The sequence below is a fragment of the Streptomyces sp. NPDC005202 genome (assembly GCF_040608235.1).
Taxonomy (GTDB): domain Bacteria; phylum Actinomycetota; class Actinomycetes; order Streptomycetales; family Streptomycetaceae; genus Streptomyces.
In genome coordinates, this window is record NZ_JBEXHW010000024.1 from 66,937 (window position 1) to 93,437 (window position 26,501).

A 26,501-nucleotide genomic window follows, 5' to 3' on the forward strand; every position below is an offset into this window, starting at 1 on the left:
AGAGCCCGCCACGGAGACGCCCGCCACGGAGGAGCCCATCGCGGAAGAGCCCGCCACGGAAGAGCCCGCCACGGAGACGCCCGCCACGGAGGAGCCCGTCGCGGAAGAGCCCGCCACGGAGGAGCCCGTCGCGGAGGAGCCCGTCGCGGAGGAGCCCGTCGCGGAGGAGTCTGCCCCGCAGACGCTTGCCGCGAAGGAGCCGGTGACGGAGGCGCGCACCGCGGAGGAGCCCGTCGCAGCAACGCCCGCCACGGAGGAGCCCGTCGCGGAAGAGCCCGCCACGGAGACGCCCGCCACGGAGGAGCCCGTCGCGGAGGAGTCTGCCCCGCAGACGCTTGCCGCGAAGGAGCCGGTGACGGAGGCGCGCACCGCGGAGGAGCCCGTCGCAGAGACGCCCGCACCGGAGGAGCCGGTGACGGAGACGCCGACGGCCGAGGAGCCGGCCGTGGCCGAGGAGCCGGCCGTGGCCGAGGAGCCGGCCGTGGCCGAGGAGCCGGCGGCGGTTGAGGAGCCGGCGGCGGTTGAGGAGCCAGCGGCGGTTGAGGAGCCAGCGGCGGTTGAGGAGCCGGCGGCGGTTGAGGAGCCCAAGGAAGAGGCGCCGGTCGCCTTGGAGCCGAAGGCGGTGGAGGAGCCGACACCGGAGCCCGAGCCGGTCGCCGAGGGGCCGGCTTCTCAGCCGGAGCCCGAGCAGACGGTCGAGCCGGAGCCGCAGCGGCAGCCGGAGCCCGAGCAGACGGTCGAGCCGGAGCCGGATCCTGTGGCAGAGCCGGTGGCCACAAAGGCGGACGAACCGCAAGCCGCCGACGATGAGGACGCCCCGCAGGGAACACCCGCAACACCCGCACCCGACAACGAGACCGTCACGGGTAGTGCGAGTGGGAACGATAACGCCGAAGGCGAAGCCGAGGCGTCCCCCGCGAAGCCCGCCGTCCCCGCAGCCCGCCTCCGCTCCCACGCCCCCGGCCTCACCACCGCCTACAAGGCCGCCGCAGCCGCCCTCAAGAAGTACGACCTCACCGGCACCCGGGCCAAGGTCTACCTCGTCCTCGACCGCTCCGCCTCCATGCGCCCGTACTACAAGGACGGCTCCGCCCAGGCCCTCGGCGAACAGACCCTCGCCCTCGCCGCCCACCTCGACCCCGAGGCCACGGTCCACGTCGTCTTCTTCTCCACGGAGGTGGACGGCACCACCGACCTCACCCTCACCGACCACGAGAACAAGATCGACAACGTCCACGCCTCCCTCGGCCGCATGGGCCGTACGAGCTACCACGCAGCCGTCGAAGCCGTACTGACCCACCACAAGAAGTCGGCGGACCCCGCCACCCCCGCCCTCGTGATCTTCCAGACGGACGGCGCCCCCGACGCCAAGACCCCCGCCACCCAGTCCCTCACCGACGCGGCGAAGAACCACCCCACCGTCTTCTTCTCCTTCGTCGCCTTCGGCGAGCACGACAACAAGGCCTTCGACTACCTCCGCAAACTGAAGACCGACAACGCGTCCTTCTTCCACGCGGGCCCGACCCCGCGCGAGCTCACCGACCAGGAGCTCTACGAGGGCGTACTGGCCGCCTGGCGCCCGTAACCCCTCGAGACCGCCGGACGACACAGCGCGCCGCCCGCTTCCCACCCCTTAAAACGGGAAGCGGGCGGCCCACCCATGTCGGCTACGATTTCAAGGTTCGTAGACGAATCGGACGGCCCGGAAACCGCCGCCGCCGTCACCCCACGTAGCGACTTGGGAGCAGCCCGCGATGGCTCGACACCTCATCACCAGCGCCCTTCCGTACATCAACGGGATCAAGCACCTGGGCAACATGGTGGGGTCCATGCTCCCGGCGGACGTGTACTCCCGCTACCTGCGCCAGCGCGGCCACGACGTGCTCTACATCTGCGCGACGGACGAGCACGGCACCCCGGCCGAGCTGGCCGCGAAGGAGCAGGGCCTGCCGGTGGACGTGTTCTGCGCGCAGGCGCACGACGCCCAGAAGGCGGTCTACGACGGCTTCGCGCTGGCCTTCGACCACTTCGGCCGGAGCTCCTCTCCCCAGAACGTGGAGATCACGCAGCACTTCGCCCGCAGGCTCAAAGAGAACGGCTTCATCGAAGAGCGCGCCATCCGCCAGGTGTACAGCCCCGCCGACGGCCGCTTCCTCCCGGACCGCTACGTCGAGGGCACCTGCCCCCACTGCGGCTACGACAAGGCCCGCGGCGACCAGTGCGAGAACTGCACCCGCGTCCTGGACCCGACGGACCTGATCAACCCGCGCTCGGCGATCTCCGGCTCCACGGACCTGGAGGTCCGTGAGACCAAGCACCTGTTCCTGCTGCAGTCCAAGCTCCAGCACGAGGTCGAGGAGTGGGTCGCCCGCCACGAGAACGACTGGCCGCAGCTGGCGGCGTCGATCGCCCGCAAGTGGCTGAACGAGGGCCTGCACGACCGCGCGATCACCCGTGACCTGGACTGGGGCGTCCCCGTCCCGGCGGACACCTGGCCGGAGCTGGCGGCCGAGGGCAAGGTCTTCTACGTCTGGTTCGACGCACCGATCGAGTACATCGGCGCGACGAAGGAGTGGTCGGACCAGGACCCGGAGAACCGGGATTGGAAGTCCTGGTGGTACGACGTCGACACCGACGTCCGCTACACGGAGTTCATGGCGAAGGACAACGTCCCCTTCCACACCGTCATGTTCCCGGCCACGGAACTCGGCGTGCGGGAGCCGTGGAAGAAGGTCGACTACGTCAAGGCCTTCAACTGGCTGACGTACTACGGCGGTAAGTTCTCCACGTCCCAGAAGCGGGGCGTCTTCACCGACCAGGCCCTGGAGATCCTGCCCGCCGACTACTGGCGCTACTTCCTGATCGCCAACGCCCCCGAGTCGGACGACGCGTCCTTCACCTGGGAGCACTTCACGGCGACCGTGAACAAGGACCTGGCCGACACCCTCGGCAACTTCGTCAACCGCGTCCTGTCCTTCTCGAAGAAGCGCTTCGGCGAGGAGGTCCCGGCGGGCGGCGAGCCGGGCGAGCCGGAGCGGAAGCTGGGCGAGGAGATCGCGCGCCTCCTCGCCGAGTACGAGGAGTACATGGAGACCCTCCAGTTCCGCAAGGCGGCCGCCTCCCTGCGCGCCCTGTGGTCCGCGGGCAACTCCTACCTGGAGGAGAAGGCCCCCTGGCTGGAGATCAAGACGAACAAGGAGGGCGCGGCTCTCACGCTCCGCACCGCGATGAACCTGATCCGCCTCTACGCGGTGGTCTCGGAGCCCTTCATCCCGACCACGGCGAAGACCATGCGCGAGGCGTTCGCCCTGCCGGACGACACGGCGACGTGGGTGACGACGGACGAGGCGAAGTCCCTGACCGCGGTCCCCGCCGGCACCCCCTTCACGGTCCCCCCGGTCCTGTTCGCCAAGCTCACGGACGCGGACCTGGAGACCTACAAGGAGCGCTTCGGCGGCACCCCCGAGTAACCCGCCAAGCATCGTTTCCTGAAGGCTCGGTGACGTTGTACGACGTCACCGAGCCTCACCCTGCTGTGGCTGACGCCCGATAAAACAGCCGACATCAAGTCGTGGCTTGCCCGGCTGCGGACTTCCAGTCAGGGCAGATCGGTCCGACCCGGGTATCACCGCCCATTCCGCACCTAGACTTTTACGGCTGCCCGGGGAAGGGACGTCCGTGAAAGCTGGGGGGACAAACGAGATGGTTGCGCAGTCGGGGGAGTCGGACACGGGGGTTCCTGCACCCGGTCAGCGGGTCACAGTGCGGCACCGCCCCTGGGTGGTCACCGACGTCGTCCGCTCGACCGCGGCGAGTGACGACCCGGCGCGCGCCGCCGAGGCCGCCACCGCCCACCTGGTCAAGCTGTCCTCGCTGGAGAGCGACGGCCGGGACGAGGAACTGCGGGTCGTGTGGGAGCTGGAGCAGACGACGGACGTCCACGACCAGTACGAGCTGCCTTCTCCCCACAACGGTTTCGACGAGCCGGGACGGCTCGACGCCTTCCTGGACGCGGTGCGCTGGGGCGCCATCGCCTCCGCCGACAAGACCGCGCTCCAGGCCCCGTTCCGCTCCGGCGTGGAGATCCAGGACTACCAGCTGGACCCGGTGGTCCGTGCCCTCTCCATGCCCCGTACCAACCTGCTGATCGCGGACGACGTGGGTCTCGGCAAGACGGTCGAGGCCGGCCTGGTGATGCAGGAGCTGATGCTGCGCCACCGTGCCCGGTCCATGCTGATCGTGTGTCCCGCCGGCCTGACCCTTCAGTGGCGGGACGAGATGCGGGAGAAGTTCGGCCTGGACTTCCGGATCGTCGACACGAAGATGCTGCGCGAGCTGCGCCGGGCGGCGGGTCCGTACGCCAACCCGTGGACGCACCATCCTCGGCTGATCGTCTCGATCGACTGGCTGAAGCGTGAGCGTCCGCTGCGGATGCTGCGCGAGGTGCTGCCCCAGGTGCCGGAGTACCCGCGCGCCTTCGACCTGCTGGTCGTGGACGAGGTGCACACCTGTGCCCCGTCCGGGACGGGCAAGTACGCCGTGGACTCGCAGCGCACCCAGGCGGTGAAGCTGCTGGCTCCCCACTGCGAGCACCGGCTCTTCCTCTCCGCGACCCCGCACAACGGCTACCTGGAGTCCTTCACGGCGCTCCTCGAACTGCTCGACGACCACCGTTTCGCCCGGGGCGTCAAGCCGTCGAACGAGCAGCTGAGCCGGGTGATGGTGCGCCGGATGAAGTCGGACCTTCCGCCCCTGTGGAACGGCAAGCCACGTTTCCCGAAGCGCGTGCCGCACGCGCTGGAGATCGACCACAGCGACGAGACGCGGGAGGCGTACGCGAAGCTGGCGGAGTACGCGCGTTCCCGGCGCGGCGACCAGGGCGGAGGGAAGGCGGGCCGGACGGCCGCCGACTTCGTGACGACGTTGCTGAAGAAGCGGTTCCTGTCGTCGCCCAAGGCGTTCGCGGAGACCATTCACACGCACCTGGGCACGATGACGGCCCGGCGGGCCGCCCCTGAGGAGGAGCCCGCCACGAGCGTCCGCGTGCTGCGACCGCTGATCGAAGGGGTCGAGGAGGCCGAGGAGGCGGACGAGCAGGAGCAGGCCGAGGCGGCGGAGCGCGCTCTCACCGCGGCCCGTCAGGCGATGCGTCCACTCACCGACCGGGAGCACACCCTCCTCAAGGAGCTGGACACCTGGGCGGTCGAGGCCGGGAAGCGTCCGGACGCCAAGTTCGAGCGCTTACGGGAGTGGCTGGACGGGATCGTCTGCCCCGACGGGCCGAAGGGCGACTGGGCGGACAAGCGGGTCATCGTCTTCACCGAGTACCGCGACACCCAGCGCTGGCTGTACGGGCAGCTGCTGGCGGCCGGGTACCCGGAGGACCGGATCGCTCAGCTGTACGGCGGCCAGGACCGGGACGACCGCGAGCGGGTCAAGCAGGTCTTCCAGGAGAGCCCCGATCTGTCGCCCGTACGCATCCTGCTCGGCACCGACGCGGCCAGCGAGGGCATCAACCTCCAGGCGCACTGCCACCGGGTGCTGCACTGGGAGATCCCCTGGAACCCGAACCGGCTGGAGCAGCGCAACGGCCGCGTGGACCGGCACGGGCAGAAGGCCGACCAGGTGGACGTGTTCCACTTCGTGCCGAAGGGCTGGCAGGGCTTCGACTCGGCCCACGACTTCCAGACGGACTCCGGATACGAGGACGGCGCCCTGGAGGACGAGCTGCACTTCCTCGCCGTGGCCGCCCGCAAGACCGAGCGCATCCGCGAGGACCTGGGCAGTGCGGGCGAGGTGATCGCCGCACAGGTCGAGCAGAAGATGCTGGGCCGCCGCTCCAGCTGGACCACCGCCGACGCCGAGATCACCAAGCGGTCCGGGAAAGCCGTGCTGAAGGTCGAGCGGGACCTGGCGCGGGACCTGGAACGGCTGGTGGACGCCCTGGCCGGCAGCCGCCAGGAGCTCCACCTGACCCCGGCGACGGTCGAGCGGGTCGTCCGTACGGGACTGCTGCTGGCCCACCGCAAGGACCTCACCGAGGTCCCCGACCCCCAGCCCGACCACGGCGCCCGCTGCTTCCGGCTGCCGGAGCTGCCCGGAGCCTGGGCGCGGGCCCGCAACGACAGTCTGCGGCACCCCCTCACCGGCACGGAGCGCCCGGTCGTGTTCGACGAGGCCGAGGCCCGCGACCGTACGGACGTGGTGCACCTGCACCTGGGCCACCGGCTGGTGCAGATGTGCCTGCGGTTGCTGCGGGCGGAGCTCTGGTCGGCCGACACGTCGGCCAAGCTGTCCCGGGTGACGGCGCGGGTGGTGCCGGACGGATTGCTGCGGCAGCCCGCCTTGGTCGCGCACGGCCGGGTGCTCATCACTGGCAGCGGCGGCGCCCGCCTGCACGAGGAAGTGATCGCGGCGGGCGGACTGATCGAGGGCGGCAGGCTCTCGGCCGCGAAGAAGGACGAGGTCGAGGCGTGGCTGGCGGCCGCGACCGAGGAACTGCCCGCGGACCGCGTACGGGGCGAACTCGCCGGTCTGTGGACGCAGTTGGAGCAGCGTCTCGGCCGCGCCCTGAACACGCAGGCCAACCGGCGGTTCCGCTCGCTGGAAACCCTGCTCGCCAAGCGCTGCGAGGAGGAGGTCGAGGGTATGCGGGCGGTCCTGGAGGACCTGAGGCGGTCGATCCGGGACCGTCTGGACGACAAGGAGCACTGGCAGCAGGAGTCGTTGTTCGACATCGACGACGAACGGCGCCAGCTGCGCGCGGACCGCGAGGCGCTGGAAGAGCGCTGGAAGCGGCTGCCGCAGGTGATGGAGACGGAGACGGCCGCGTTGCGCCGCCGCTGGGCCGATCCCTCGCCCCGCTGGTTCCCGGTCGCCGTGACCTTCCCGCTGCTGTCGGAGGCGGCGGAGCTTCGGCGGAAGATCGAGGCCATGCCGGTGCAGGACATCCGGGTGGTCCGGGACAAGGTCGAACTGCTGGAGGAGGCAGAGGCCCGGAGTGGTCAGTTGCGGCTGGCGGCCGACGCGGTGGTGGGGGCCGCGCTGGCGGCGGAGGGCATCTCCGACGAGGAGGCGTCCGACATCTCCGGCGAGGAGCAGCAGGGCGGGTCACGGGGGTCGGCGCGCTTTCGTGACGCCAAGGAGGACGCGAAGTCCCGGGCCTACCGGAACCGGCTGGAGTCGGTGGCGGGGCTGGTGGCGACTGCGCTGGAGGAGGGCGCCGGAGCCGAGGAGGCTGCGGTGCGGGCGCGAGAGATCGTGGACGGGTGGCTGAACGGGCCTCGGGCGGAGGCTGTGCGGCCATTGCACTGGCCGTTGGAGTTTCCTGCGGTCATGGGGGTGGGCGGCTCCAAAGGGTTTGATGTGGTGGTGGGGAATCCGCCGTTTGTGGGCGGCAAGAAGCTCACAGGTGCGCTGGGCCACGACTATCGGGAGTACCTGGTCAATCGGCTTGCAGGTGGTACGCGGGGGCACGCAGACCTGTGCGCGTACTTCTTGCTGCGGAACCTGTCGATCGCGCCTGGGCGCCGTACGGGGATCATCGCTACGAACACGATCGCTCAGGGGGACACTCGGGAAGTTGGGCTGGATCGGGCTACGGCGGACGGGTGGACGGTGTACCGGGCAGTCAAGTCGCAGCCGTGGTTTGGCACAGCTTCCGTGATCGTCTCGCTGCTGTGGTTGGGCGGAAAGGTCGGCCAGGGCGAGGGTAGGGTCCTGGACGGCAATGAGGTCCCGGTATCACTCCCGGGCTCGATCCCGCATCGCGGGTGTCAGGGAACCCGCACCGTCTGGTGGCGAACGAGGCCGAGTCGTTCCAAGGATCCATTGTGCTGGGTAAGGGATTCGTCCTCACGCCAGATGATGCGCACGCGTTGATCGCTATTGATCCGAGGAACGCAGATGTGGTCTTCCCCTATCTCAGCGGGGAGGACCTGAACCAACGTCCCGGATCCACTGCCAGTCGATGGGTGATCAACTTTCACGACTGGTCCGAAGAGAGAGCGGCGGAGTACCCGGCCGTCTTTGAGATCGCCGAACGAGAAGTGAAGCCTGTCCGGCAGCGGACAAAGGAGGACGGCTCGTATGTGCTCCGCAAGCCGCTGCCGCAGAGATGGTGGCATTACGCGGACAAACGTCCGGCGTTGTATGCGGCGATCACACACCTGCGGCATGTAATCGTGATCGCTCGTGTGAGCAGCACAGCAGCAGCAACACTCGTGCCGACGAAGCAAGTACTGCACGAGAAGCTCGTAGTGTTCCCTACCGACGACCTTGGCCGCTTGGCCATGCTCAATTCCACGATGCACGTCGCCTGGGCATGGAAGTGGTCGGCAACGATGAAGGCCGATCTGCAGTACACGCCTTCAGACTGCTTCGAGACCTTCCCCTTCCCTGATCCAACAGACGCCCTCCGGCAGGCCGGGCAGAGCCTGGACCGTACCCGGCGCAATGCATCGTCGGCACGCAACATCGGTCTGACAGACCTCTACGGCCTCGTTCACACCGAGTCCGAGACCACTCCCGACATCGAGGCGATCCGGCAGGCACACATCGGGGTGGACCGGGCCGCCGCCAAGGCATATGGCTGGACCGATCTCGACCTCAAACACGGCTTCCATACGACCCCGCAAGGCGATCGCTTCACCATCACTCCCGACATCCAGACCGAGATCCTGGACCGCCTCCTGGAGCTCAACCACACCCGCTACAAGGAAGAGGTGGAGAAGGGGCTGCACACCCCGGAGGCCAAGCGGCGGCGGGCTGCCGCCCGTAAGTCCAAGGCGAAAGCACGAGCCGCTACACGTACCCCCGAGAGCACTCAGGAGGACTTCGGCGACGCGCTGTTCCCTCAACCGGACGCCCTCTTCTGAGTCCGCACGGTAACCGCGCCCGTTACCGGCATCAACCAGGCTTGGAGCGGGCGCAGTTAAGAGGTCAGCTCCCCGAGGCGTACGTCACGAAGTCCGCCCACGCGTCCGGCGTGAGCGTGAGCTGAGGGCCACCTATGTCCTTGGAGTCACGAACGTGCACCGTGCCGGGGGTGGTCGCGATCTCGACGCAGGAGTCGGTTTCGGCGCCGCTGCTGTAGCTGCTCTTGAACCAGGCCAGCTCGGGGGCTTCCCCCGCTGGGGCGTTGCGGATCATGTCTCTCCCAGCAGTTGCTCGATGAAGGCCGCCGACTCCCTCGGCGTGAGAGCCTGCGCCCGGATGATGCCATATCGCAGTTCCAGGATGCGGAGCTGCTTCAGCTCGGAGACAGGGCGGCCGTTGCAAACTCCCGGCGAACGCCCCACTGCCGTACCGTCCTCGAACTTCAGCACCTCGATCCCGCCATCCACTCCGGCATGCTCCTCACGGTCCATCGGCATCACCTGGATTTCGACGTTCCGCAACTGCCCTACCTCAAGCAGGCGTTCGAGCTGCTGGCGCAACACCATTCTTCCCCCCAGCCTCCGTCGAAGCGTCCACTCGTCCTGGACAAAACTGAACTCAGGTGCAGGGTCTCGCTCGAAGACGGCCTTTCGGGCCATGCGCGCGGCCACACCCCGCTCCACCTCCTCCTGGGCGTAAGCAGGCCGCCGCATCTGGAACAGCGCACGCGCATACTCCGGCGTCTGCAACAAGCCGTGGATGTTCAAGGGGTCGTACAGCTGAAGCTCAACCGCTCGCGCCTCCATCAGCGCCAGGTCCCGAACCTTCTTCGGATACCGGACCTTCGCCACATCCTCCTTCATCGCCGAGAGCAACCCACCCGCCCCCAACACCTCGTCCGCCTTGTCCAGGAACTCGGGCCGGGGAATCCGCTTGCCGCTCTCGATCTTGTAGACCATGTCCTCCCCATACCCCACCACCTCCCCGAACTCGGCGGCCCGCATCCCCACCGCCTCCCGGCGCAACCTGAGCTGCCGCCCCACGGTCGCGACGACCGCCACGCCCCATTCGTCGTCCGGGTCCACCTCCCACCCCGGCTCGTCCGCCTCGCTCCTGAGCCGCCGTACCTCGCCGTCCACCGACATACCGCACCCCTCCGTCGTACCGCCGTGCCGCAACGCCCGTACCCGTACTGCCGGTTCCGACAGCCCGGACAGCAGCGGACAAGCTCCGGACAGTCACCGTACGCATCGGCGTCGTCACTGTTCACGGTAAGCACGCACCGCCACGCTCAGCGACGTGAACCAGCAAAAGTCCACCCAACTCCACCCTCTGAACCGTCACTTCAGCGTTCTGCTGTCCCCGACGCCACGCGGCGCCCGCCTCGCCCGGCTCCTCGCCACCGAGTGGCTGCGCACCTGGGACCTGCCGTGCCGCGTCACGGAGGCCGCCGAACACCTCGTCGCAGAGCTCGCCGCGAACGCAGCCACCCACGGCCGCCTCCCCGGGCGGTGCTTCCGTCTGGCGCTCCTGGCCCGCAGCGAGAGCCTCCGTATCGAGGTGACGGACACACGCGGTGACGACCTCCCACGCCGCCGACCACCCGGCCCCGACGCCGAGTCCGGCCGCGGCCTCCTCCTCGTCGAGGCCCTCGCCGACCGCTGGGGCGTCGCATTCGGCCCCGTCCCGCGCAAGACCGTCTGGGCCGAACTCGACCTGCCACCGGAAGCTGCGGAAACAACCCACACGCCGAAACCCGACCGCGTGCGCTTCGGTGCGGCCGGCGCTCTTCCCCAAGGAACACGAGAGGGAAAGAAACCCCACCAAGCCCCACCCCTCCCGCCCACGGCGCACGCTCACTCGCGCGAGTGAACATCACCAACTGGGCCGGATTCGGGATCGGTTGTCTGCCCTACGCTCAGCGCGACACCACACCACCGCAGACATGCGACGGCCCTCGCCGGGACGGGCAATCCCAGTGCGAGGGCCTCACCACCGAGGAAGCAGAACCCTTCCTGATGGATACGCAAAACCCTAGCGTGCGCCCGCACGCCCAGACCCGTGGTGCGGGCAAAAACCACCCGCACCGGCACGCCCACGCGAACACCCACCCGGGCGGCGTCACTCACGACAACTCCCGCCACACCACCCGCTTCACGGTGATCGGCAACCACCTCGCCCAGCACCCGGAGCTGTCGCTGCTGGCCATCGGGCTGGCGGTGCACATCCAGTCCCTCCCCGGCGGCGCCCGCGTCGACATCAAGACCCTCGCCGCCCGCTTCCCGGAGGGCCCGACCCGAATCGCCGCCGCCCTGCGCGAACTGGAGACCCACGGCTACCTGCGCCGCACCCGCGAACGCACCGAGACCGGCCGTATCGTCACCCGTACCGTCTCCTGCAACCAGCCGGGCCGACACGGCGACGCGACCGATGACGCACCAAAGCCCCCGGTCAGGCCCCCGACCCGCCGGGCGGCCGCCCCGCAGCAGAAGCCCCCACGCCGCGCCCTCCCCGCCGTACCGCAACCCGCGTACGCCTCCCCCGCCCTCCTCCACACCGCCACCGACGTCCTCGCCGGCCTCCGCCGCACAGACCCCCGCCTCCTCCTCTCCGCCACCGACGCCGAGCACCTCGCCCCCGGCGTCGCCGCCTGGCTGGAGCGCGACCTCACCCCCACCGCCGTACGCCACGCCCTGACCAGCGACCTGCCACCCGAGCCCCTGCGCCGCCCGGCCGCCCTCCTGGCCCACCGCCTCACCGACCGGCTGCCGCCCCTGCCGCCGTTCCGGACCCCCGAACCACCACCGTCCGTCAGGCACCCGCTCCGGAACTGCGACACCTGCGACCGCGCCTTCCGCGGCCCGGAACCCGGCAGATGCGGCGACTGCCGTGCGGGGCACCACTCGCCCCCGAGCACGAAGGACCCACATGGTCAGCGCACCCCATGAGGCGATGCATCGGATCTTCCAGCAGCACCCCGGTGTCTTCGTCCGCGCCGCCAGGGCAATCGGCATCCCGTTTGACGACCCGGTGTCCTCGTCTCCCCCCACCGACCTCACACAGTCCCCGCTGGGACAGGAGCTAAGGGCCGAAGGGAAGGCCGAAGGCGAAGCCAAGGGCCTCGCCGAGGGGCTCCTGCTGGTCCTGGCCGGCCGCGGCATCGACATCCACGACGAAGCCCGCGCGCGCATCACCAGCTGCGAGGACCGCGACACGCTGAGCACCTGGCTCGCCCGCGCCGGAACCGCAACGTCGACCGACGACATCTTCGAAGACGAGTAGCTGCTGCCGGGGGAGATTTCCGCACGGCCCGGGGCGCCCCACACACCGCGCGGCGCGCCGCGTCACGCCGGCCTGACCACGAACGCCCGCACGCCCCGCATCCGCACCCCGGTCCCGTACGGCTCCACATCGCCGTGCACCGCCACCTCAAGACCGTCACGCCAGGCCACGGTGGCCTTGTCCACGTCCTCGGCACGCAGCTCCACCCGCACGCTGCGCACCCGCGAGGCGTCCTCGTGGTCCAGCGAACCGTAGATCGTCGCTTGGCGGTCGCCCTGCCCGCTCAGGCGGGTGACCACGCCGTGCAGGACCGCACCCTCCTCACGGGCCGCCCGTTCGCGCAGTTCCTTCGCTCCTTCCTCCAGCGCCCGCACATGGAGCGGGGTGAGCGTCACCGGGGGTGAGTCCTGCTCCATCGGCATCTCGGATGACCAGTCGAAGGCCAATGAGAAGGACCGCTGTTCCTCTCCCGCGATCTTCACCAGCGCCTCACAGAGGTTCGCGGACAGGCCGGCGCCGGTGTACCGCGCAAAGCCGTCCAGTGAGTCACGGGTGAGCGTCTCCTCCGCGGCGGCACGTGCGCAGGTGACGCCCGCGAACAGCATCCGGGACACCCTGCGGGCGAAGGGCTCGGAGGGCTGCAAGTCGGGTCCGCCACCCGGGAACGCGTCGTCGGGGGCCACCACCCGCACCTCGGCACCTTCTCCCAGGGCGGCTGCCAGGAGCACGCACGCACCATGGTGCTCGGCGCCACCAACAGCTGGTTCGCCTCGCAGCTGCGGCTGTTCAGCATCCCCCGCGCCGAGGAACCCCTCACCCAGGCGGTCAAGGAACACTGGAGCCTGCTCTCGCCGCTGGCCGCCGTCCCCGCCGACGCGGCCAAGATGCTGCTGCCCACCCAGGCCTGCTGGCCCGAGCTGGAGCAGTACGGAGCGGACGCGGTCTGGGCGGCGGTGACCAAGGAGGCCCAGGCGGCCACCGGTGACCAGGGTGAGGAGGAAGAGGAGTTCGACCTCACCACACCGTGCCTTCACCCACCCCCGCGACCACGCGCTACCGGACTTCACCACGGTGCGCGAGCAGCACCTGCCCGAGGGCACCGCCGACTGGCTCGACAGCGTCGTACTCGTCCACCGGCTGCGCGAGGTCTCGGCGCTCACCGGCTTCACGCGGATAGAAGCCCCCGAGTGGCTGCCCGAGGAGGAGACGCGCACGCGCCCCGTGGCTCCGCTCAGCCGCAACAACCCCACCTGGGTTCCCTGCGCCGAACTGCGCGGCGAGGGAGTCTTCCTCGCCCTCAAGGAGGAGCGGCTCGCCGAGTGGGAGCGGCAGGAGGCCGTTCGCGCCCGCGAGGAGATCCTGAAGTCCGCCCACGGGGCCTGGTGCACGGCCCGCCGCGTCGAACCCCGGTGGCCCGGCATCCGGTACGTACTCCTGCACACCCTGGCCCATGTCCTCATCCGCCAGTTCGCCCTGGAATGCGGCTACGGTGCCTCCGGCATAGCGGAACGCGTCTACGCACGATCCGGCCCCGACCCCATGTCCGGGATCCTGCTCTACACCGCCGCCCCCGACAGCGAGGGCACTCTGGGCGGCCTCGTCTCGCTCGGCCGCAGAGAGCGGCTCGGCCCGGCGATCTCGCAGGCCCTGGAAGAGGCCAGGCTGTGCAGCTCCGACCCGATGTGCGCCGAACACGACCCGCGCATCCATTCCCGGCTGCACGGAGCAGGTTGCCACGCCTGCCTGTTTGCCGCGGAGACCTCGTGCGAAAGGGGCAACCACTACCTGGACCGGGCCCTGCTGGTGGAGACACTGGCCGACGACAAGTGTGCTTTCAGGCCGTGAACGAGACGGCGGCGGGGCACGACTCCCGTGGGCAGAACGGCCGTCCGGCTCAGGCGCCGCCTGATGTGCCCACTGCCCGGAGCAGCGCCCCGTCACCCCGACTTCCAGGCCTTCTGGCCGCGCTCTGCGATCGCCTGCCCGAAGAACGCATCGTTGTCCTGGAGCACGTCCTGGAGCACGTCCTGGAGCACGTCCTGGAGACGACCGCTGATCCTGGTGATCCCCTGCTGAGCCGCTTCATCGCGGCACAGCCCGCAGCCGGCTTGGCCCACCAGCTCACGGAGATCACCCGCGTCTGGCACGCTGAGGCACCTGACATGACGAGGTCGGCACTCGCCCTTGCCCTCGCCACTGTCCGGGCATTCCCCCGACCCCAACCGACCCAAGTCGTGGTGAGCGGCCCCATGAGTACGTCTCTACCAGCGCGGTTGACGAGCAGGGTCGCTGTGGAGGTCATTCGCTCTGCGGACGCATCGCTGCTGATCGCCGGCTTCGCCGGGCCCACCAGAAGCCCCACGGCCCCGGCGGCCTTGGCCGGCCCGAGCCACGTCCACCACGAGCGGGGCACCCCGTAGTCGTTGAGCACGCTGCACGATCCACTGGGCGCGCAGGAGCAGAACGGTGCCGGAGATGCCCGCCATCAGGGCGGCCAGGACGGTGACGACGACGTAGGCGATGCGGATGAGGGGCTCCTTCAGCTGGTGAAGGTGAAGTCGGTGCGGCCGTGCGGCCGTCGCTTCACTGACCCGGAACGCCGGGCGAATGTGACAGGAGTCCGGAACTTTTTTCCGAGCCCCGCGCTCCGCCCGCGTGACGTCGACGCCCGCAGTACCGCCGTCGGCCCGGCCGGGTCGGCGCCCACGGTGACCGGCATGCGAAAGGGACCCGAGATCGGCACCGATCCCGGGTCCCTTCGCCGTACAGCCCCCTGAAAGGCCTGGCCTACTTCGGCTGCGGCTTGCGGACGGCGATGTGCAGCTCCCGCAGCCGCGCCTCGTCCAGCTCCGTGGGGGCGCCCATCATCAGGTCCTGGGCGTTGCCGTTGAGCGGGAAGGCGATCGTCTCGCGGATGTTGGGCTCGTCGGCGAGCAGCATGACGATGCGGTCGATGCCGGGCGCGATGCCGCCGTGCGGCGGGGCGCCGAAGCGGAACGCGCGGAGCATGCCCGCGAACTGCTCCTCGACGGTCTCCCGGTCGTAGCCCGCGATCTCGAAGGCCTTGAGCATGATCTCCGGCTCGTGGTTCCGGATGGCGCCGGAGGACAGCTCGACGCCGTTGCAGACGATGTCGTACTGCCAGCCCAGGATGTCCAGCGGGTCCTGGGTCTCCAGGGCCTCCAGGCCGCCCTGCGGCATCGAGAACGGGTTGTGCGAGAAGTCGATCTTGCCGGTCTCCTCGTCCTTCTCATACATCGGGAAGTCGACGATCCAGCAGAAGCGGAAGACGTCCTCCTCGAAGTGCCCGGCGCGCTTGGCGGCCTCCACCCGCACCGCGCCCATGATCTTCGAGACCTCGTCGAACTCGCCCGCGCCGAAGAACACCGCGTGGCCGGGGGCCAGGGAGAGGCGCTTGGTCAGCTCGGCGACGTTTTCCTCCGTGAGGAACTTCGCGATCGGACCCGTCAGGCCGCCGTCCTCGCCGACCCGCACCCACGCCAGGCCCTTCGCGCCCAGCGACACGGCGTACTCGCCAAGCTGGTCGAAGAACTTGCGCGGCTGGTCCTGGACCGCCGGAACCGCCAGCGCGCGCACGTGCTTGCCGGCGAACGCCTTGAACTCCGAGCCCTCGAAGACGTCGCTGATGTCGACCAGCTCCAGCTTGGCCCGCAGGTCCGGCTTGTCGGAGCCGTACTTCAGCATCGCCTCGCGGAAGGGGATCCGCGGGAAGGGCGACGTGACGTGACGCCCGCCGCCGAACTCCTCGAAGATCTCCGTCATGAGCTTCTCGATCGGCTGGAAGACGTCCTCCTGCTCGACGAAGCTCATCTCGACGTCGAGCTGGTAGAACTCGCCCGGCGAGCGGTCCGCGCGGGCGTCCTCGTCGCGGAAGCAGGGCGCGATCTGGAAGTAGCGGTCGAAGCCGGAGATCATCAGCAGCTGCTTGAACTGCTGCGGCGCCTGCGGCAGGGCGTAGAACTTGCCCGGGTGCAGGCGGGACGGGACTACGAAGTCGCGGGCGCCCTCCGGGGAGGTGGCGCTGAGGATCGGCGTCGCCATTTCGTTGAAGCCCATCGCCGCCATCTTGTGGCGGATGGCCGAGATCACGGCCGTACGCAGCATGATGTTGCGGTGCATGCGCTCGCGGCGCAGGTCCAGGAAGCGGTACTCCAGGCGCCGCTCCTCGTTGACCCCGTCCTCGGCGTTGATCGTGAACGGCAGCGGGGCGGCCGCGCCGAGCACCTCGACCTCGCCGACCTCGATCTCGATCTCGCCGGTGGGCAGGTCCGGGTTGATGTTCTCCGTGCCGCGGGAGACGACCTTGCCGTCGACCCGGACGACCGTCTCCTTGGACAGCTTGTCCAGCGCCTCGTAGGCGGCCGTGCCGGGGCGGGCGACGAGCTGCGTGATGCCGTAGTGGTCACGCAGATCGATGAAGAGGATGCCGCCCAGGTCGCGCCGATTGTGCAGCCAGCCACTCAGCCGGACGTCGGTGCCGACGTCGGAGGCGCGGAGCTGGCCGCAGGTGTGGGACCTGTACCGGTGCATCGTCGTTCATCGTCCTTCGGTTCGGGTGGTGCCGAGGTTGCTCTCCCCGGCGCGATCGGGCACGGCCCGGACCCACCAAGCGTACCGGCCACCCCAAGATCGGCTCCCCCGCATTGACGCCCGCCCGACCGCCGCCCGCGATTCCGTGCGGGCCGGACGGGATCGCCCCACGAGATCGCACACCAGTACGTCATCGGTGGCAGTGTTCGACGGCCTCTTCCTACGGTGGGGCAATGCGCACTGGTGAGCCCCTGCCCGCCGTGGGGGACGCCCTCGCCTCCTCGCGACCAGCCCGGTGGCACTGGGACACCGCCACCGGGCTGGTCACGGTCGACGCCGAGGCGGCACGGCTGCTCGGGCTGCCCGCCGAGCAGACCACCCTCACCGAGGCCCAGGTCCGCGCCCGCCCGGTCGACTGGAACGAGATCACCGGTGTGGTCCGGCTCGCCGCCGCCGAGGGCACCCTCGCCGAGGTGCGGGTCAGGATCATGGACGAGCGGGGCCGGATGATCCGGGTCGTGCGCAGCCGCTCCAAGCCCTCCTTCGACGCGCGGAAGAAGGCGTACGAGCTGATCGGCACCCTCCAGGAGGTCACCGAGCCCACGCCGGGCCGGCCGGGCGCACCGCCGTCACCGGCGACTGGCGGCGCTCCCGGGAGGCGTTCCTGCTGGACGCGGGCCGCGCGCTGGCCGAGGCGCGGTCCACCGCGGAGGTCCTGCGGGTCGCGGCCGGCCTGTCGATGCCAGGGTTCTCGCCGGACGGGCTGGCCGTCTTCGGCGTGGAGGGCGACCGGCTGACCATCATCGGCCACCACGGGCAGCGGCCCGGTGACGAGGGCCCCTTCGTGCACATGGCGCTGGAGACGGACTACCCGGCCGCCGAGGTGGTCCGCACCGGCCGGGCCGTCTACCTCTCCTCTCCTCCCCGGAGCAGTACAAGGCCCGCTACCCGCTCGCCTGGCCGCTCTCCCAGCGCTTCGGCCGCCAGTCCTGGGCGTTCCTGCCGCTGACCGTCGCGGGCCGCACGATGGGCGCCTGGATGGCCGCCTTCGCCTACCCGGTCGCCTTCACACCCGTCGAGCGCTCGGTACTGACGACGGTGGCCCGCATGCTCGCCCAGGTCCTCGCCCGCGCCGGGACCGCCGAGTCGGAGCGTGAGCTGACCGACGGCCTGCAGCGCTCCATGCTGCCCACCCTGGGCCCCGAGGTCCCCGGCATGGACGTCGCCGCCCGCTACGTTCCCACCGGCGGCGGCCTCCAGGTCGGCGGCGACTGGTCGGGCTGTACGAGTCGCCGACCAAGAAGTGAGCCCCGCGGTCCCGCCAGGAAGTGGGGACGGTACGGCGGCCCTGGCCGAGAGGCATGAGAAGCGGGTCAGAAGCATGGGAAGCGGGTCCTACGGGTCCTACGGGGTCCTACGGCAGGGACGGGTACCGCTCGCGCAGCTCGTACAGGATCCCGGCGGCCGCCGCCGTCAGCGGGACCGCCAGCAGCATGCCGACGATCCCGGCGACCGACGCACCCGCGGTGATCGCCAGCAGCACCGCCGCCGGGTGCATGTGCACGGTCCGGCTCTGGATCACCGGCTGCAGCACGTGCCCCTCCAGCACCTGCACGGCGAGCACGACCCCGAGCGCCCACAGCGCGATGACGAACCCGCGGTCGGCGAGCGCGACCAGCACGGAGATGGCACCGGAGATGAAGGCGCCGAGGTAGGGGATGTACGCGCCGACGAAGACCAGCGCGCCCAGTCCGACCGCCCCCGGCACGCGGAGGACGAGCAGCCCGACGGTGATGAGGGTGGCGTCGATGAGGGCGATCACGGTGGTCCCCCGCATGAACCCCTCGACGGCCCGGAACGCCCGCCGGGCCATGGCCTCCACGGCGTCGGAGGTGCCGCGCGGGGCGATCGTCCGCAAGGTGTCCGCGGCCAGGTGGGAGTCGCGCAGGAAGAAGAACACGAGCAGCAGGGCCAGCACGGCCATGGCGATGATCTCGCCGACCACGCTGACCCCGCTGATGACGTTGGAGGCCGCCGTACCGCCGAACTTGGTCAGCAGCTCCCTGGCGTGGGAGGCAACGTCGTCCAGCGAGGTCCCGGCCGCCCCGAAGTGCGCGGCGAGCGACTTCCCGGCGTTCTTCAGGGAGGAGACGATCTGGTCCCCGCTGTCGATCAGCGCGGCGACCACGATGTACGCCGCCCCGCCGACCACGGTCAGGACGGCGACGCAGGTCAGTCCGGCGGCCATCGAGCGGTTGACCTTCGCGTGCACGAGCCATCGGAAGAGGGGCCGCAGCAGGGCGGTCCCCAGGAGGGCCAGCAGCACCGGCGTCACGGCGGTCCGGAACGTGATGCAGAGCCGGACCCCGACCCAGGCCACCCCGGACACCAGCAGGACGACGGCGCACCAGGCGGCGAGACGTCGGACGGGCTCGGGCAGCAGCTGCACGCCTCCAGCCAAACACGCCTCGGCCGGGCTGTCCTGTGCGGACAGCCCGGCCGGGTGACGCGGCGTCAGGCCTGCGGGCGATTTTCGTCCCGACGGGGCGTCAGGCCTGCGGCCCGCTCTCCGTCATGCCGTGGACGGCCGGGATCGTCCCCAGGCGGCCCTTCTGGAAGTCCTCGAAGGCCTGCATGAGTTCCTCACGGGTGTTCATGACGAACGGGCCGTAGTGGGCCATGGGCTCGCGGATCGGCTGCCCGCCGAGGAGCACGACCTCCAGGTCCGGCGTGTGCGAGTCCTGCTTCTCGTCCGCGCGGACGGTCAGCGAGGAGCCGGCACCGAAGACGGCGGTCTGGCCGAGGTGGACGGGCCGGCGCTCGGCGCCCACGGTGCCCCGCCCCGCGAGCACGTAGGCCAGGCCGTTGAAGTCCTCGCGCCAGGGCAGGGTGATCTCCGCGCCCGGCGCCAGCGTGGCGTGGATCATCGTGATCGGCGTGTGCGTGATGCCGGGGCCCTGGTGGCCGTCCAGCTCACCGGCGATGACGCGCAGCAGCGCGCCGCCGTCGGGGGAGGTGAGCAGCTGGACGCTGCCGCCGCGGATGTCCTGGTAGCGGGGGGCCATCATCTTGTCCTTGGCGGGGAGGTTCACCCACAGCTGCAGGCCGTGGAAGAGGCCGCCGGACATCACCAGCGACTCCGGCGGGGCCTCGATGTGCAGCAGGCCCGAGCCGGCGGTCATCCACTGGGTGTCGCCGTTGGTGATGGTGCCGCCACCACCGTTGGAGTCCTGGTGGTCGAAGACCCCGTCGATGATGTACGTGACGGTCTCGAAGCCGCGGTGGGGGTGCCAGGGAGTGCCCTTGGGCTCGCCCGGCGCGTACTCCACCTCGCCCATCTGGTCCATCATGATGAACGGGTCGAGGTAGCGGTAGTTGATCCCGGCGAACGCCCGGCGTACCGGGAAGCCCTCGCCCTCGAATCCGCTCGGAGCGGTCGTGACGGCGAGCACTGGACGTGCCACGGCGTCGGCCGGCGCGGTCACGCGGGGCAGCGTCAGCGGGTTCTCGACGGTCACTGCAGGCATGTCGGTACCTCCTTGGTACGCCCACTTTAGTTGAGCGTTGAACTTTCTACCAGCCCCAACAGAAAAAGCCCGGAGGGCATTCCCTCCGGGCTCGGTGCGGGCCGGGGGCCCGCTCAGCCGTACATCCGACGCATCGCGAACTCGACCATCTGTTCGACCGCCTTCGCGTCGAAGACGATCCGGTGCTCGCCCTCCATGTCGAGCACGAAGCCGTAGCCGGTGGGCAGCAGGTCGATCACCTCGGCGCCGGTGATCACGAAGTACTTCGACTCCTTGCCGGCGTACCGGCGCAACTCCTTCAGCGAGGTGAACATCGGGATCACCGGCTGCTGGGTATTGTGCAGGGCGAGGAAGCCGGGAGTGTCACCCCGCGGGCAGTACACCTTCGACGTGGCGAAGATCTGCTGGAACTCCTCCGCGGGCATCTGCCCGGTGGTGAAGGCACGCACCGCGTCCGCGAGCGAGGGCGGTGACGGCTCGGGATAGAGCGGCGGCTGCTGGCCGTATCCGCCGACGCCGCCGGCCATCTGCTGCTGCGGCGAGGCGTACTGCTGCTGAGCAGCACCACCGTCCATGGTCTGGCCGTATCCGTACATGCCCGTAAGAGTACTGAGTCACAGATGACCCACTCGGGGTTGCTTCTTATTACCGACGGGTAGCATCATCGTAGCTACTTGTTGGTACGTGAACTAGTGCGAGGAGTCAGTGCCTCGCCGATCTCTCTACGGAGCCGTCGCCATGGGGCACTACAAGTCGAATCTCCGCGACATCGAGTTCAACCTCTTCGAAGTACTCGGGCGCGACAAGCTGTACGGCACCGGCCCGTTCGAGGAGATGGACACCGAGACCGCGAAGAGCATCCTCGAGGAGCTGACGCGGCTCGCGGAGAACGAGCTGGCGGAGTCCTTCGCGGACGCCGACCGCAACCCGCCGGTGTTCGACCCCGAGACCAACACCGCGCCGATCCCGGAGACCTTCAAGAAGAGCTACAAGGCCTTCATGGACTCCGAGTACTGGCGCCTCGGCCTGCCCGAGGAGATCGGTGGCACGACGGCTCCCCCGTCCCTGATCTGGGCCTACGCGGAGCTGATCCTCGGCTCGAACCCGGCCGTGTGGATGTACTCCTCCGGTCCGGCGTTCGCCGGGATCCTCTTCGACGAGGGCAACGAGGTCCAGAAGAAGATCGCGAAGATCGCCGTCGAGAAGCAGTGGGGCTCGACGATGGTCCTCACCGAGCCGGACGCCGGTTCCGACGTCGGCGCCGGCCGCACCAAGGCGGTCCAGCAGGAGGACGGCTCCTGGCACATCGAGGGCGTGAAGCGCTTCATCACCTCCGGTGAGCACGACATGGCGGAGAACATCCTCCACTACGTCCTCGCGCGGCCGGAGGGCGCCGGTCCGGGCACCAAGGGCCTGTCCCTCTTCCTCGTCCCGAAGTACCTGTTCGACTTCGAGACCGGCGAGCTCGGCGAGCGCAACGGCGTCTACGCCACCAACGTCGAGCACAAGATGGGCCTGAAGGCCTCCAACACCTGCGAGATGACCTTCGGCGACCGCCACCCGGCCAAGGGCTGGCTGATCGGCGACAAGCACGACGGCATCCGCCAGATGTTCCGCATCATCGAGTTCGCCCGCATGATGGTCGGCACGAAGGCGATCTCCACGCTGTCCACGGGCTACCTCAACGCGCTGGAGTACGCCAAGGAGCGCGTCCAGGGTCCCGACCTGGCGAACTTCATGGACAAGACCGCGCCCAAGGTCACCATCACGCACCACCCGGACGTGCGCCGCTCGCTGATGACGCAGAAGGCGTACGCCGAGGGCATGCGCGCCCTCGTCCTCTACACCGCCTCGATCCAGGACGCGATCGCGGTCAAGGAGGCAGGCGGCGAGGACGCCTCCGCCGAGCACGCCCTGAACGACCTGCTCCTGCCGATCGTCAAGGGCTACGGCTCCGAGAAGGGCTACGAGCAGCTCGCCCAGTCGCTGCAGACCTTCGGCGGCTCCGGCTTCCTGCAGGAGTACCCGATCGAGCAGTACATCCGCGACGCCAAGATCGACACCCTCTACGAGGGCACCACCGCGATCCAGGGCCAGGACTTCTTCTTCCGGAAGATCGTCCGCAACCAGGGCGCGGCGCTGAACTCCCTCGCCGAGGACATCAAGAAGTTCCTGGCGCTCGGCACCGGCGGAGAGGAGCTGGCCGGCGCCCGCGAGCAGCTCGCCAAGGCGGCCGTCGAGCTGGAGGCCATCGTCGGCCTGATGCTGACCGACCTCGCGGCCACCGAGCAGGACGTCAAGAACATCTACAAGGTGGGCCTCAACACCACCCGCCTGCTGATGGCGTCCGGTGACGTCGTCGTCGGTTACCTGCTGCTCAAGGGCGCCGCGATCGCCGCCGAGAAGCTTCAGACCGCGTCCAGCAAGGACAAGGCGTTCTACGAGGGCAAGATCGCGGCGGCGAAGTTCTTCGCGGCCAACGTCCTGCCGGGCGTCACCCTGGCCCGCAAGGTCGCGGAGAACGTCGACCTCGACCTGATGGAGCTGGACGAGGCCGCCTTCTAGTCACTTCCCTCCGACCCCAGGGCTGCCCGGAAACTCCACATCGCCCTCACGAGGGCCCGTTCCCGATCACAGGGAACGGGCCCTCGTCCGTCGTTAAGGTGAACCCATGAGTACAAGCGCCCGCCCGTCTCCCGCCGCCACCCCTCCAGGGGGCGCTTCGCGCGCACCTCTCACCTTCGACCGCAGCCACACCGCCGACCTCATGTCCTTCCTGGCGGCGAGCCCGTCGCCGTACCACGCCGTCGCGAACGCCGCCGAACGGCTGGAGAAGGCCGGTTTCCGCCAGGTCGCCGAGACGGACGCCTGGGACGGCACGAGCGGCGGCAAGTACGTCTTGCGCGGCGGCGCGATCGTGGCCTGGCACGTCCCCGAGGGCACCGCGCCGCACACCCCCTTCCGCATCGTCGGCGCGCACACCGACTCACCCAACCTGCGCGTGAAGCCGCTGCCCGACACCGGTGCGCACGGCTGGCGCCAAGTCGCCGTGGAGATCTACGGCGGGCCGCTGCTCAACTCCTGGCTCGACCGCGACCTGGGCCTGGCCGGCCGGCTCACCCTGCGCGACGGCTCGACGCGGCTGGTGAACGTCGACCGGCCGCTGCTGCGCGTTCCGCAGCTCGCCATCCACCTCGACCGATCCGTGTCGACCGAGGGACTCAAGCTCGACAAGCAGCGGCACCTGCAGCCGGTCTGGGGCCTCGGCGACGAGGTGCGCGACGGCGACCTGATCGCCTTCCTGGAGGAGGAGACGGGGCTCCCGGCGGGCGAGGTGGCCGGCTGGGACCTGATGGTGCACTCCGTGGAACCGCCGGCGTACCTCGGCCGGGACCGGGAGCTGGTCGCGGGCCCGCGCATGGACAACCTGCTGTCCGTGCACGCCGGTACGGCCGCGCTGACGGCGGTGGCGGCTGCCGGGGGCGCACTGCCGTCCATCCCGGTGCTGGCCGCCTTCGACCACGAGGAGAACGGCTCCCAGTCGGACACCGGCGCGGACGGACCGCTGCTCGGCAGCGTGCTGGAGCGTTCGGTGTTCGCGCGCGGAGGGTCGTACGAGGACCGGGCGCGCGCCTTCGCGGGCACCGTCTGTCTGTCCTCCGACACGGGCCACGCCGTCCACCCCAACTACGCCGAGCGGCACGACCCCACGCACCACCCGCGCGCCGGTGGCGGCCCCATCCTCAAGGTCAACGTCAACAACCGCTACGCGACGGACGGTTCGGGCCGCGCCGTGTGGGCCGCCGCCTGCGAGAAGGCCGGCGTCCCCTTCCAGTCCTTCGTCTCCAACAACTCCATGCCGTGCGGCACGACCATCGGACCGATCACCGCGGCCCGGCACGGCATCAAGACCGTCGACATCGGCGTGGCGATCCTGTCGATGCACAGCGCCCGCGAACTGTGCGCCGCGGACGACCCGTTCCTGCTGGCGAACGCGCTGGTGGCGTTCCTGGAGGGCTGACCGCCCGGCCCGTGAAGGGCCGCCTCCGCATGGTCACCGGACTTACGGGTACCCGGAGTTGACCGGAAGGGACCGGAACAGACCGGAACCGCCGGACCTGACACCGGACAGAGAGGCGACACTCATGAGCCTCGGCGGGTGCATCATCCTCATCGCCGTGGGAGCCATCCTCACGTTCGCGACCGACTGGCACATGCAGGGGGTCAACCTCGACCTGGTCGGCATCATCCTCATGATCGTCGGGCTGATCGGCGTCACGACGTTCAGCAGTATCGCGCGGCGCCGCCGCGTCATGGTGCCGCCCTCGACGACCGTCGTCGAAGAGGAACGGCACCACCACCGCGACGGCTACACCGACGGGTACGGCGTGTGAGCACGCGCCGGATCAGACGTCCATACCGGCCAGGACCAGCGGCAACCGGTCCGTACCGGCCTCGACCAGGCGGACCGGGACGCCCCAGTCCTGCTGGTGCACATGGCAGGCCGGGTACTCGTTGGAGGGGTCGTCGTCGCAGGAGGCCGCCATCGCGGAGACGTGCAGGACGCCCTCCGGGACGGCGGGGTTGAGCTCCAGGGTGCGGGACAGGTCCGTTCCCGCGCCCTCTCCGTCGAGCAGCAGCTCGGGTGGGGTCGAGGAGACCAGCAGACGGGTGGAGGGGCCGATGGGGGTCCCCCCTGCTCGAGCGGAGTCGAGAGCTTGGGGGAGGGTGTCCAGCTTCTGGCCCGGCGGGGCCTGGAAGATGACATCCAACTGGAGCTTGCCGGGGGCGACTTCGGTGGCCGCGCGCTGGGTGCGGTGGGCGACGGACTCGACCCGGACCGCCTCCTCCGGCAGGCGCAGCCGGGTCAGCCGGTGCCGGGCCGACTCCACGACCACGATGTCGTCGCCGACCAGCACCGCGTCGCTGGGCTCCCGCAGGTCGGTGGCCAGGGTGGTCACCTCGCCGGTCGCCGGGTCGTAGCGGCGCAGGGCGTGGTTGTAGGTGTCGCTGACGGCGACCGAGCCGTCCGGGAGGGCCGTCACGCCCAACGGGTGCTGAAGCAGGGCCTGCGCGGCGGCCCCGTCGCGGTGGCCGAAGTCGAACAGGCCGGTGCCGACGGCGGTGTGGACGACGCCGTCGAGGTCGACCCAGCGCAGGGCGGAGGTCTCGGAGTCGGCCAGCCACAGGCGCTCGGGGGTGGCCGCGAGGCCGGACGGCTGAGCGAACCAGGCCTCGGGACCCGGCCCGTCGACGAGCCCCTCGTTGGTGGTCCCGGCCGTGACGGCGACGGTTCCGTCGGCCGGGTCGTACGCCCACAGCTGGTGCACCCCCGCCATGGCGATCCAGACCTTGTCGTTCCACCAGGCCACGTCCCACGGCGAGGACAGGTCGACCTCGCGGGCGGGTCCGGCGGTGGGCGACCCCTGCCACCACTGTCGGCCGGTTCCCGCGAGCGTGGTGACCTCACCGGAGGTGAGGTCGAGGCGCCGCAGGGCGTGGTTCACCGTGTCGGCGACGACGACCGAGCCGTCGTCGAGGAGCGCGAGACCCTGCGGCTCGTTGAAGGTGGCCGTCTGCGCCGGACCGTCGGCGAACCCGCGCGCCCCGGACCCGATCCGCCGCACCACACTCTCCCCGTCCTCGGCCAGCTCCACCAGCTGGTGCCGGGTCGTGTCACTGACCAGGAAGTTCCCGCTCGGCAGCAGCAGCGCCTTGCCCGGGAAACGCAGCACCGTCGGCTCCGGCTCCGGCGGCACGTACGGCCCGTCGCCGCGCCGCAGCGTGCCCTTGGCCGCGTGCTCGGCCTCCAGTTCCTCCACCAGCCGCTCGATGGCGTGCGCGTGCCCCTCGCCGGCGTGCTGCGTGACGACGTACCCCTCCGGGTCGATCACCACCAGGGTCGGCCAGGCCCGCACCGCGTACTGCTTCCACGTCGCGAGCTCCGGGTCGTCGAGCACCGGATGCTCCACGCCGTACCGCTCCACGGCGTCGACCACCGCCTGGTGTTCCGCCTCGTGCACGAACTTCGGCGAGTGCACCCCGATGATCACGACGGTGTCCCGGTGCTTCTCCTCGAGCTCTCGCAGCTCGTCCAGGACGTGGAGACAGTTCACGCAACAGAACGTCCAAAAATCAACGATTACGATGCGTCCACGGAGCCTGCCAAGGCTGAGCTCCTTGCCACCGGTGTTGATCCAGCCGCCCTTGCCGGTGAGCTCGGGAGCACGGACACGTGCGCGCTTTGCCATGACTCAAGCCAAC

Annotated in this window: 20 protein-coding genes and 1 pseudogene; 12 read left to right on the plus strand and 9 right to left on the minus strand. The window is 69.9% G+C overall.

Annotated features, from left to right (window positions below; all coding sequences use genetic code 11):
• The 4 genes from ABZV31_RS27650 to ABZV31_RS27665 all read left to right on the plus strand — a co-directional run.
• Positions 1-1,585: VWA domain-containing protein (locus tag ABZV31_RS27650; protein WP_355899022.1), on the plus strand; the 1,585-nt coding region annotated here is incomplete at its 5' end.
• Between the two features lie 169 nt (positions 1,586-1,754).
• Entirely contained in the window at positions 1,755-3,470 is a 1,716-nt protein-coding gene (gene metG / locus ABZV31_RS27655) for a methionine--tRNA ligase (RefSeq protein ID WP_355899025.1), read from the plus strand.
• 310 nt (positions 3,471-3,780) lie between these two features.
• Entirely contained in the window at positions 3,781-7,881 is a 4,101-nt protein-coding gene (drmD, locus tag ABZV31_RS27660) for a DISARM system SNF2-like helicase DrmD (protein WP_355899028.1), read from the plus strand.
• Positions 7,833-8,876, plus strand: coding sequence for a type IIL restriction-modification enzyme MmeI (locus tag ABZV31_RS27665; RefSeq protein WP_355899032.1), 1,044 nt, complete (start codon positions 7,833-7,835; stop codon positions 8,874-8,876). The genes drmD and ABZV31_RS27665 overlap by 49 nt, the downstream gene beginning before the upstream one ends.
• Before the next feature lie 64 nt (positions 8,877-8,940).
• Here the strand turns inward: ABZV31_RS27665 and ABZV31_RS27670 are convergent, their stop codons facing one another.
• Complete coding sequence (locus ABZV31_RS27670) at positions 8,941-9,150, minus strand: DUF397 domain-containing protein (RefSeq protein ID WP_355899034.1); 210 nt, start codon at positions 9,148-9,150, stop codon at positions 8,941-8,943.
• Positions 9,147-10,022, minus strand: a complete 876-nt coding sequence (locus ABZV31_RS27675; protein ID WP_355899037.1) for a helix-turn-helix transcriptional regulator — start codon at positions 10,020-10,022, stop codon at positions 9,147-9,149. Before ABZV31_RS27675 ends, ABZV31_RS27670 begins: the two co-directional genes overlap by 4 nt.
• 154 nt (positions 10,023-10,176) lie before the next feature.
• Between ABZV31_RS27675 and ABZV31_RS27680 the strand changes: the two genes are divergently transcribed.
• From ABZV31_RS27680 to ABZV31_RS27690, 3 genes are all read left to right on the plus strand, one after another.
• Positions 10,177-10,749: an ATP-binding protein gene (locus ABZV31_RS27680; RefSeq protein WP_355899040.1), complete on the plus strand. Its 573-nt coding sequence runs from the start codon at positions 10,177-10,179 to the stop codon at positions 10,747-10,749.
• Positions 10,750-10,895: 146 nt separating this feature from the next.
• Positions 10,896-11,825: a helix-turn-helix domain-containing protein gene (locus ABZV31_RS27685; RefSeq protein WP_355899042.1), complete on the plus strand. Its 930-nt coding sequence runs from the start codon at positions 10,896-10,898 to the stop codon at positions 11,823-11,825.
• Entirely contained in the window at positions 11,806-12,159 is a 354-nt protein-coding gene (locus ABZV31_RS27690; RefSeq protein WP_355899045.1) for a hypothetical protein, read from the plus strand. The genes ABZV31_RS27685 and ABZV31_RS27690 overlap by 20 nt, the downstream gene beginning before the upstream one ends.
• Before the next feature lie 62 nt (positions 12,160-12,221).
• On the opposite strand, the gene ABZV31_RS27695 is transcribed toward ABZV31_RS27690, so the two are convergent.
• Positions 12,222-12,887: a hypothetical protein gene (locus ABZV31_RS27695; RefSeq protein ID WP_355899048.1), complete on the minus strand. Its 666-nt coding sequence runs from the start codon at positions 12,885-12,887 to the stop codon at positions 12,222-12,224.
• A 253-nt stretch (positions 12,888-13,140) separates the two neighbouring features.
• Between ABZV31_RS27695 and ABZV31_RS27700 the strand changes: the two genes are divergently transcribed.
• Positions 13,141-14,004, plus strand: a complete 864-nt coding sequence (locus ABZV31_RS27700) for a DUF1998 domain-containing protein (RefSeq protein WP_355899051.1) — start codon at positions 13,141-13,143, stop codon at positions 14,002-14,004.
• Positions 14,005-14,096: 92 nt separating this feature from the next.
• Here the strand turns inward: ABZV31_RS27700 and ABZV31_RS27705 are convergent, their stop codons facing one another.
• The gene (locus ABZV31_RS27705; RefSeq protein WP_355899054.1) at positions 14,097-14,306 is read right to left on the minus strand and encodes a hypothetical protein; all 210 of its coding nucleotides are present in this window, start codon (positions 14,304-14,306) and stop codon (positions 14,097-14,099) included.
• 640 nt (positions 14,307-14,946) lie between these two features.
• Positions 14,947-16,710 carry an aspartate--tRNA ligase gene (gene aspS / locus ABZV31_RS27710; protein ID WP_355899056.1) on the minus strand — a complete coding sequence of 588 codons (1,764 nt, stop codon included), beginning with the start codon at positions 16,708-16,710 and terminating at the stop codon, positions 14,947-14,949.
• A 233-nt stretch (positions 16,711-16,943) separates the two neighbouring features.
• On the opposite strand from aspS, the pseudogene ABZV31_RS27715 reads away from it, so the two are divergent.
• Positions 16,944-17,985: pseudogene (locus ABZV31_RS27715) on the plus strand (GAF domain-containing protein); the annotation flags it as partial.
• 139 nt (positions 17,986-18,124) lie between these two features.
• Here the strand turns inward: ABZV31_RS27715 and ABZV31_RS27720 are convergent.
• The 3 genes from ABZV31_RS27720 to ABZV31_RS27730 all read right to left on the minus strand — a co-directional run bounded on the left by ABZV31_RS27720 (position 18,125) and on the right by ABZV31_RS27730 (position 20,833).
• Positions 18,125-19,159 (minus strand): AI-2E family transporter, encoded by a 1,035-nt coding sequence (locus tag ABZV31_RS27720; protein ID WP_355899059.1) that lies wholly within the window; start codon positions 19,157-19,159, stop codon positions 18,125-18,127.
• Between the two features lie 100 nt (positions 19,160-19,259).
• Positions 19,260-20,237, minus strand: coding sequence for a pirin family protein (locus ABZV31_RS27725; RefSeq protein ID WP_355899062.1), 978 nt, complete (start codon positions 20,235-20,237; stop codon positions 19,260-19,262).
• A 113-nt stretch (positions 20,238-20,350) separates the two neighbouring features.
• Complete coding sequence (locus ABZV31_RS27730; RefSeq protein ID WP_355899065.1) at positions 20,351-20,833, minus strand: SseB family protein; 483 nt, start codon at positions 20,831-20,833, stop codon at positions 20,351-20,353.
• A gap of 142 nt (positions 20,834-20,975) precedes the next feature.
• Here ABZV31_RS27730 and ABZV31_RS27735 point away from each other — a divergent pair, with 142 nt between their 5' ends.
• The 3 genes from ABZV31_RS27735 to ABZV31_RS27745 all read left to right on the plus strand — a co-directional run bounded on the left by ABZV31_RS27735 (position 20,976) and on the right by ABZV31_RS27745 (position 24,631).
• Complete coding sequence (locus ABZV31_RS27735) at positions 20,976-22,802, plus strand: acyl-CoA dehydrogenase (RefSeq protein WP_355899068.1); 1,827 nt, start codon at positions 20,976-20,978, stop codon at positions 22,800-22,802.
• Positions 22,803-22,908: 106 nt separating this feature from the next.
• Positions 22,909-24,258: a M18 family aminopeptidase gene (locus ABZV31_RS27740; RefSeq protein WP_355899071.1), complete on the plus strand. Its 1,350-nt coding sequence runs from the start codon at positions 22,909-22,911 to the stop codon at positions 24,256-24,258.
• Positions 24,259-24,382: 124 nt separating this feature from the next.
• Complete coding sequence (locus tag ABZV31_RS27745) at positions 24,383-24,631, plus strand: DUF6458 family protein (protein ID WP_355899074.1); 249 nt, start codon at positions 24,383-24,385, stop codon at positions 24,629-24,631.
• 12 nt (positions 24,632-24,643) lie between these two features.
• Here ABZV31_RS27745 and ABZV31_RS27750 read toward each other — a convergent pair whose 3' ends face one another.
• Positions 24,644-26,488, minus strand: coding sequence for an NHL domain-containing thioredoxin family protein (locus ABZV31_RS27750; protein WP_355899076.1), 1,845 nt, complete (start codon positions 26,486-26,488; stop codon positions 24,644-24,646).
• Between the last annotated feature and the right edge of the window lie 13 nt (positions 26,489-26,501).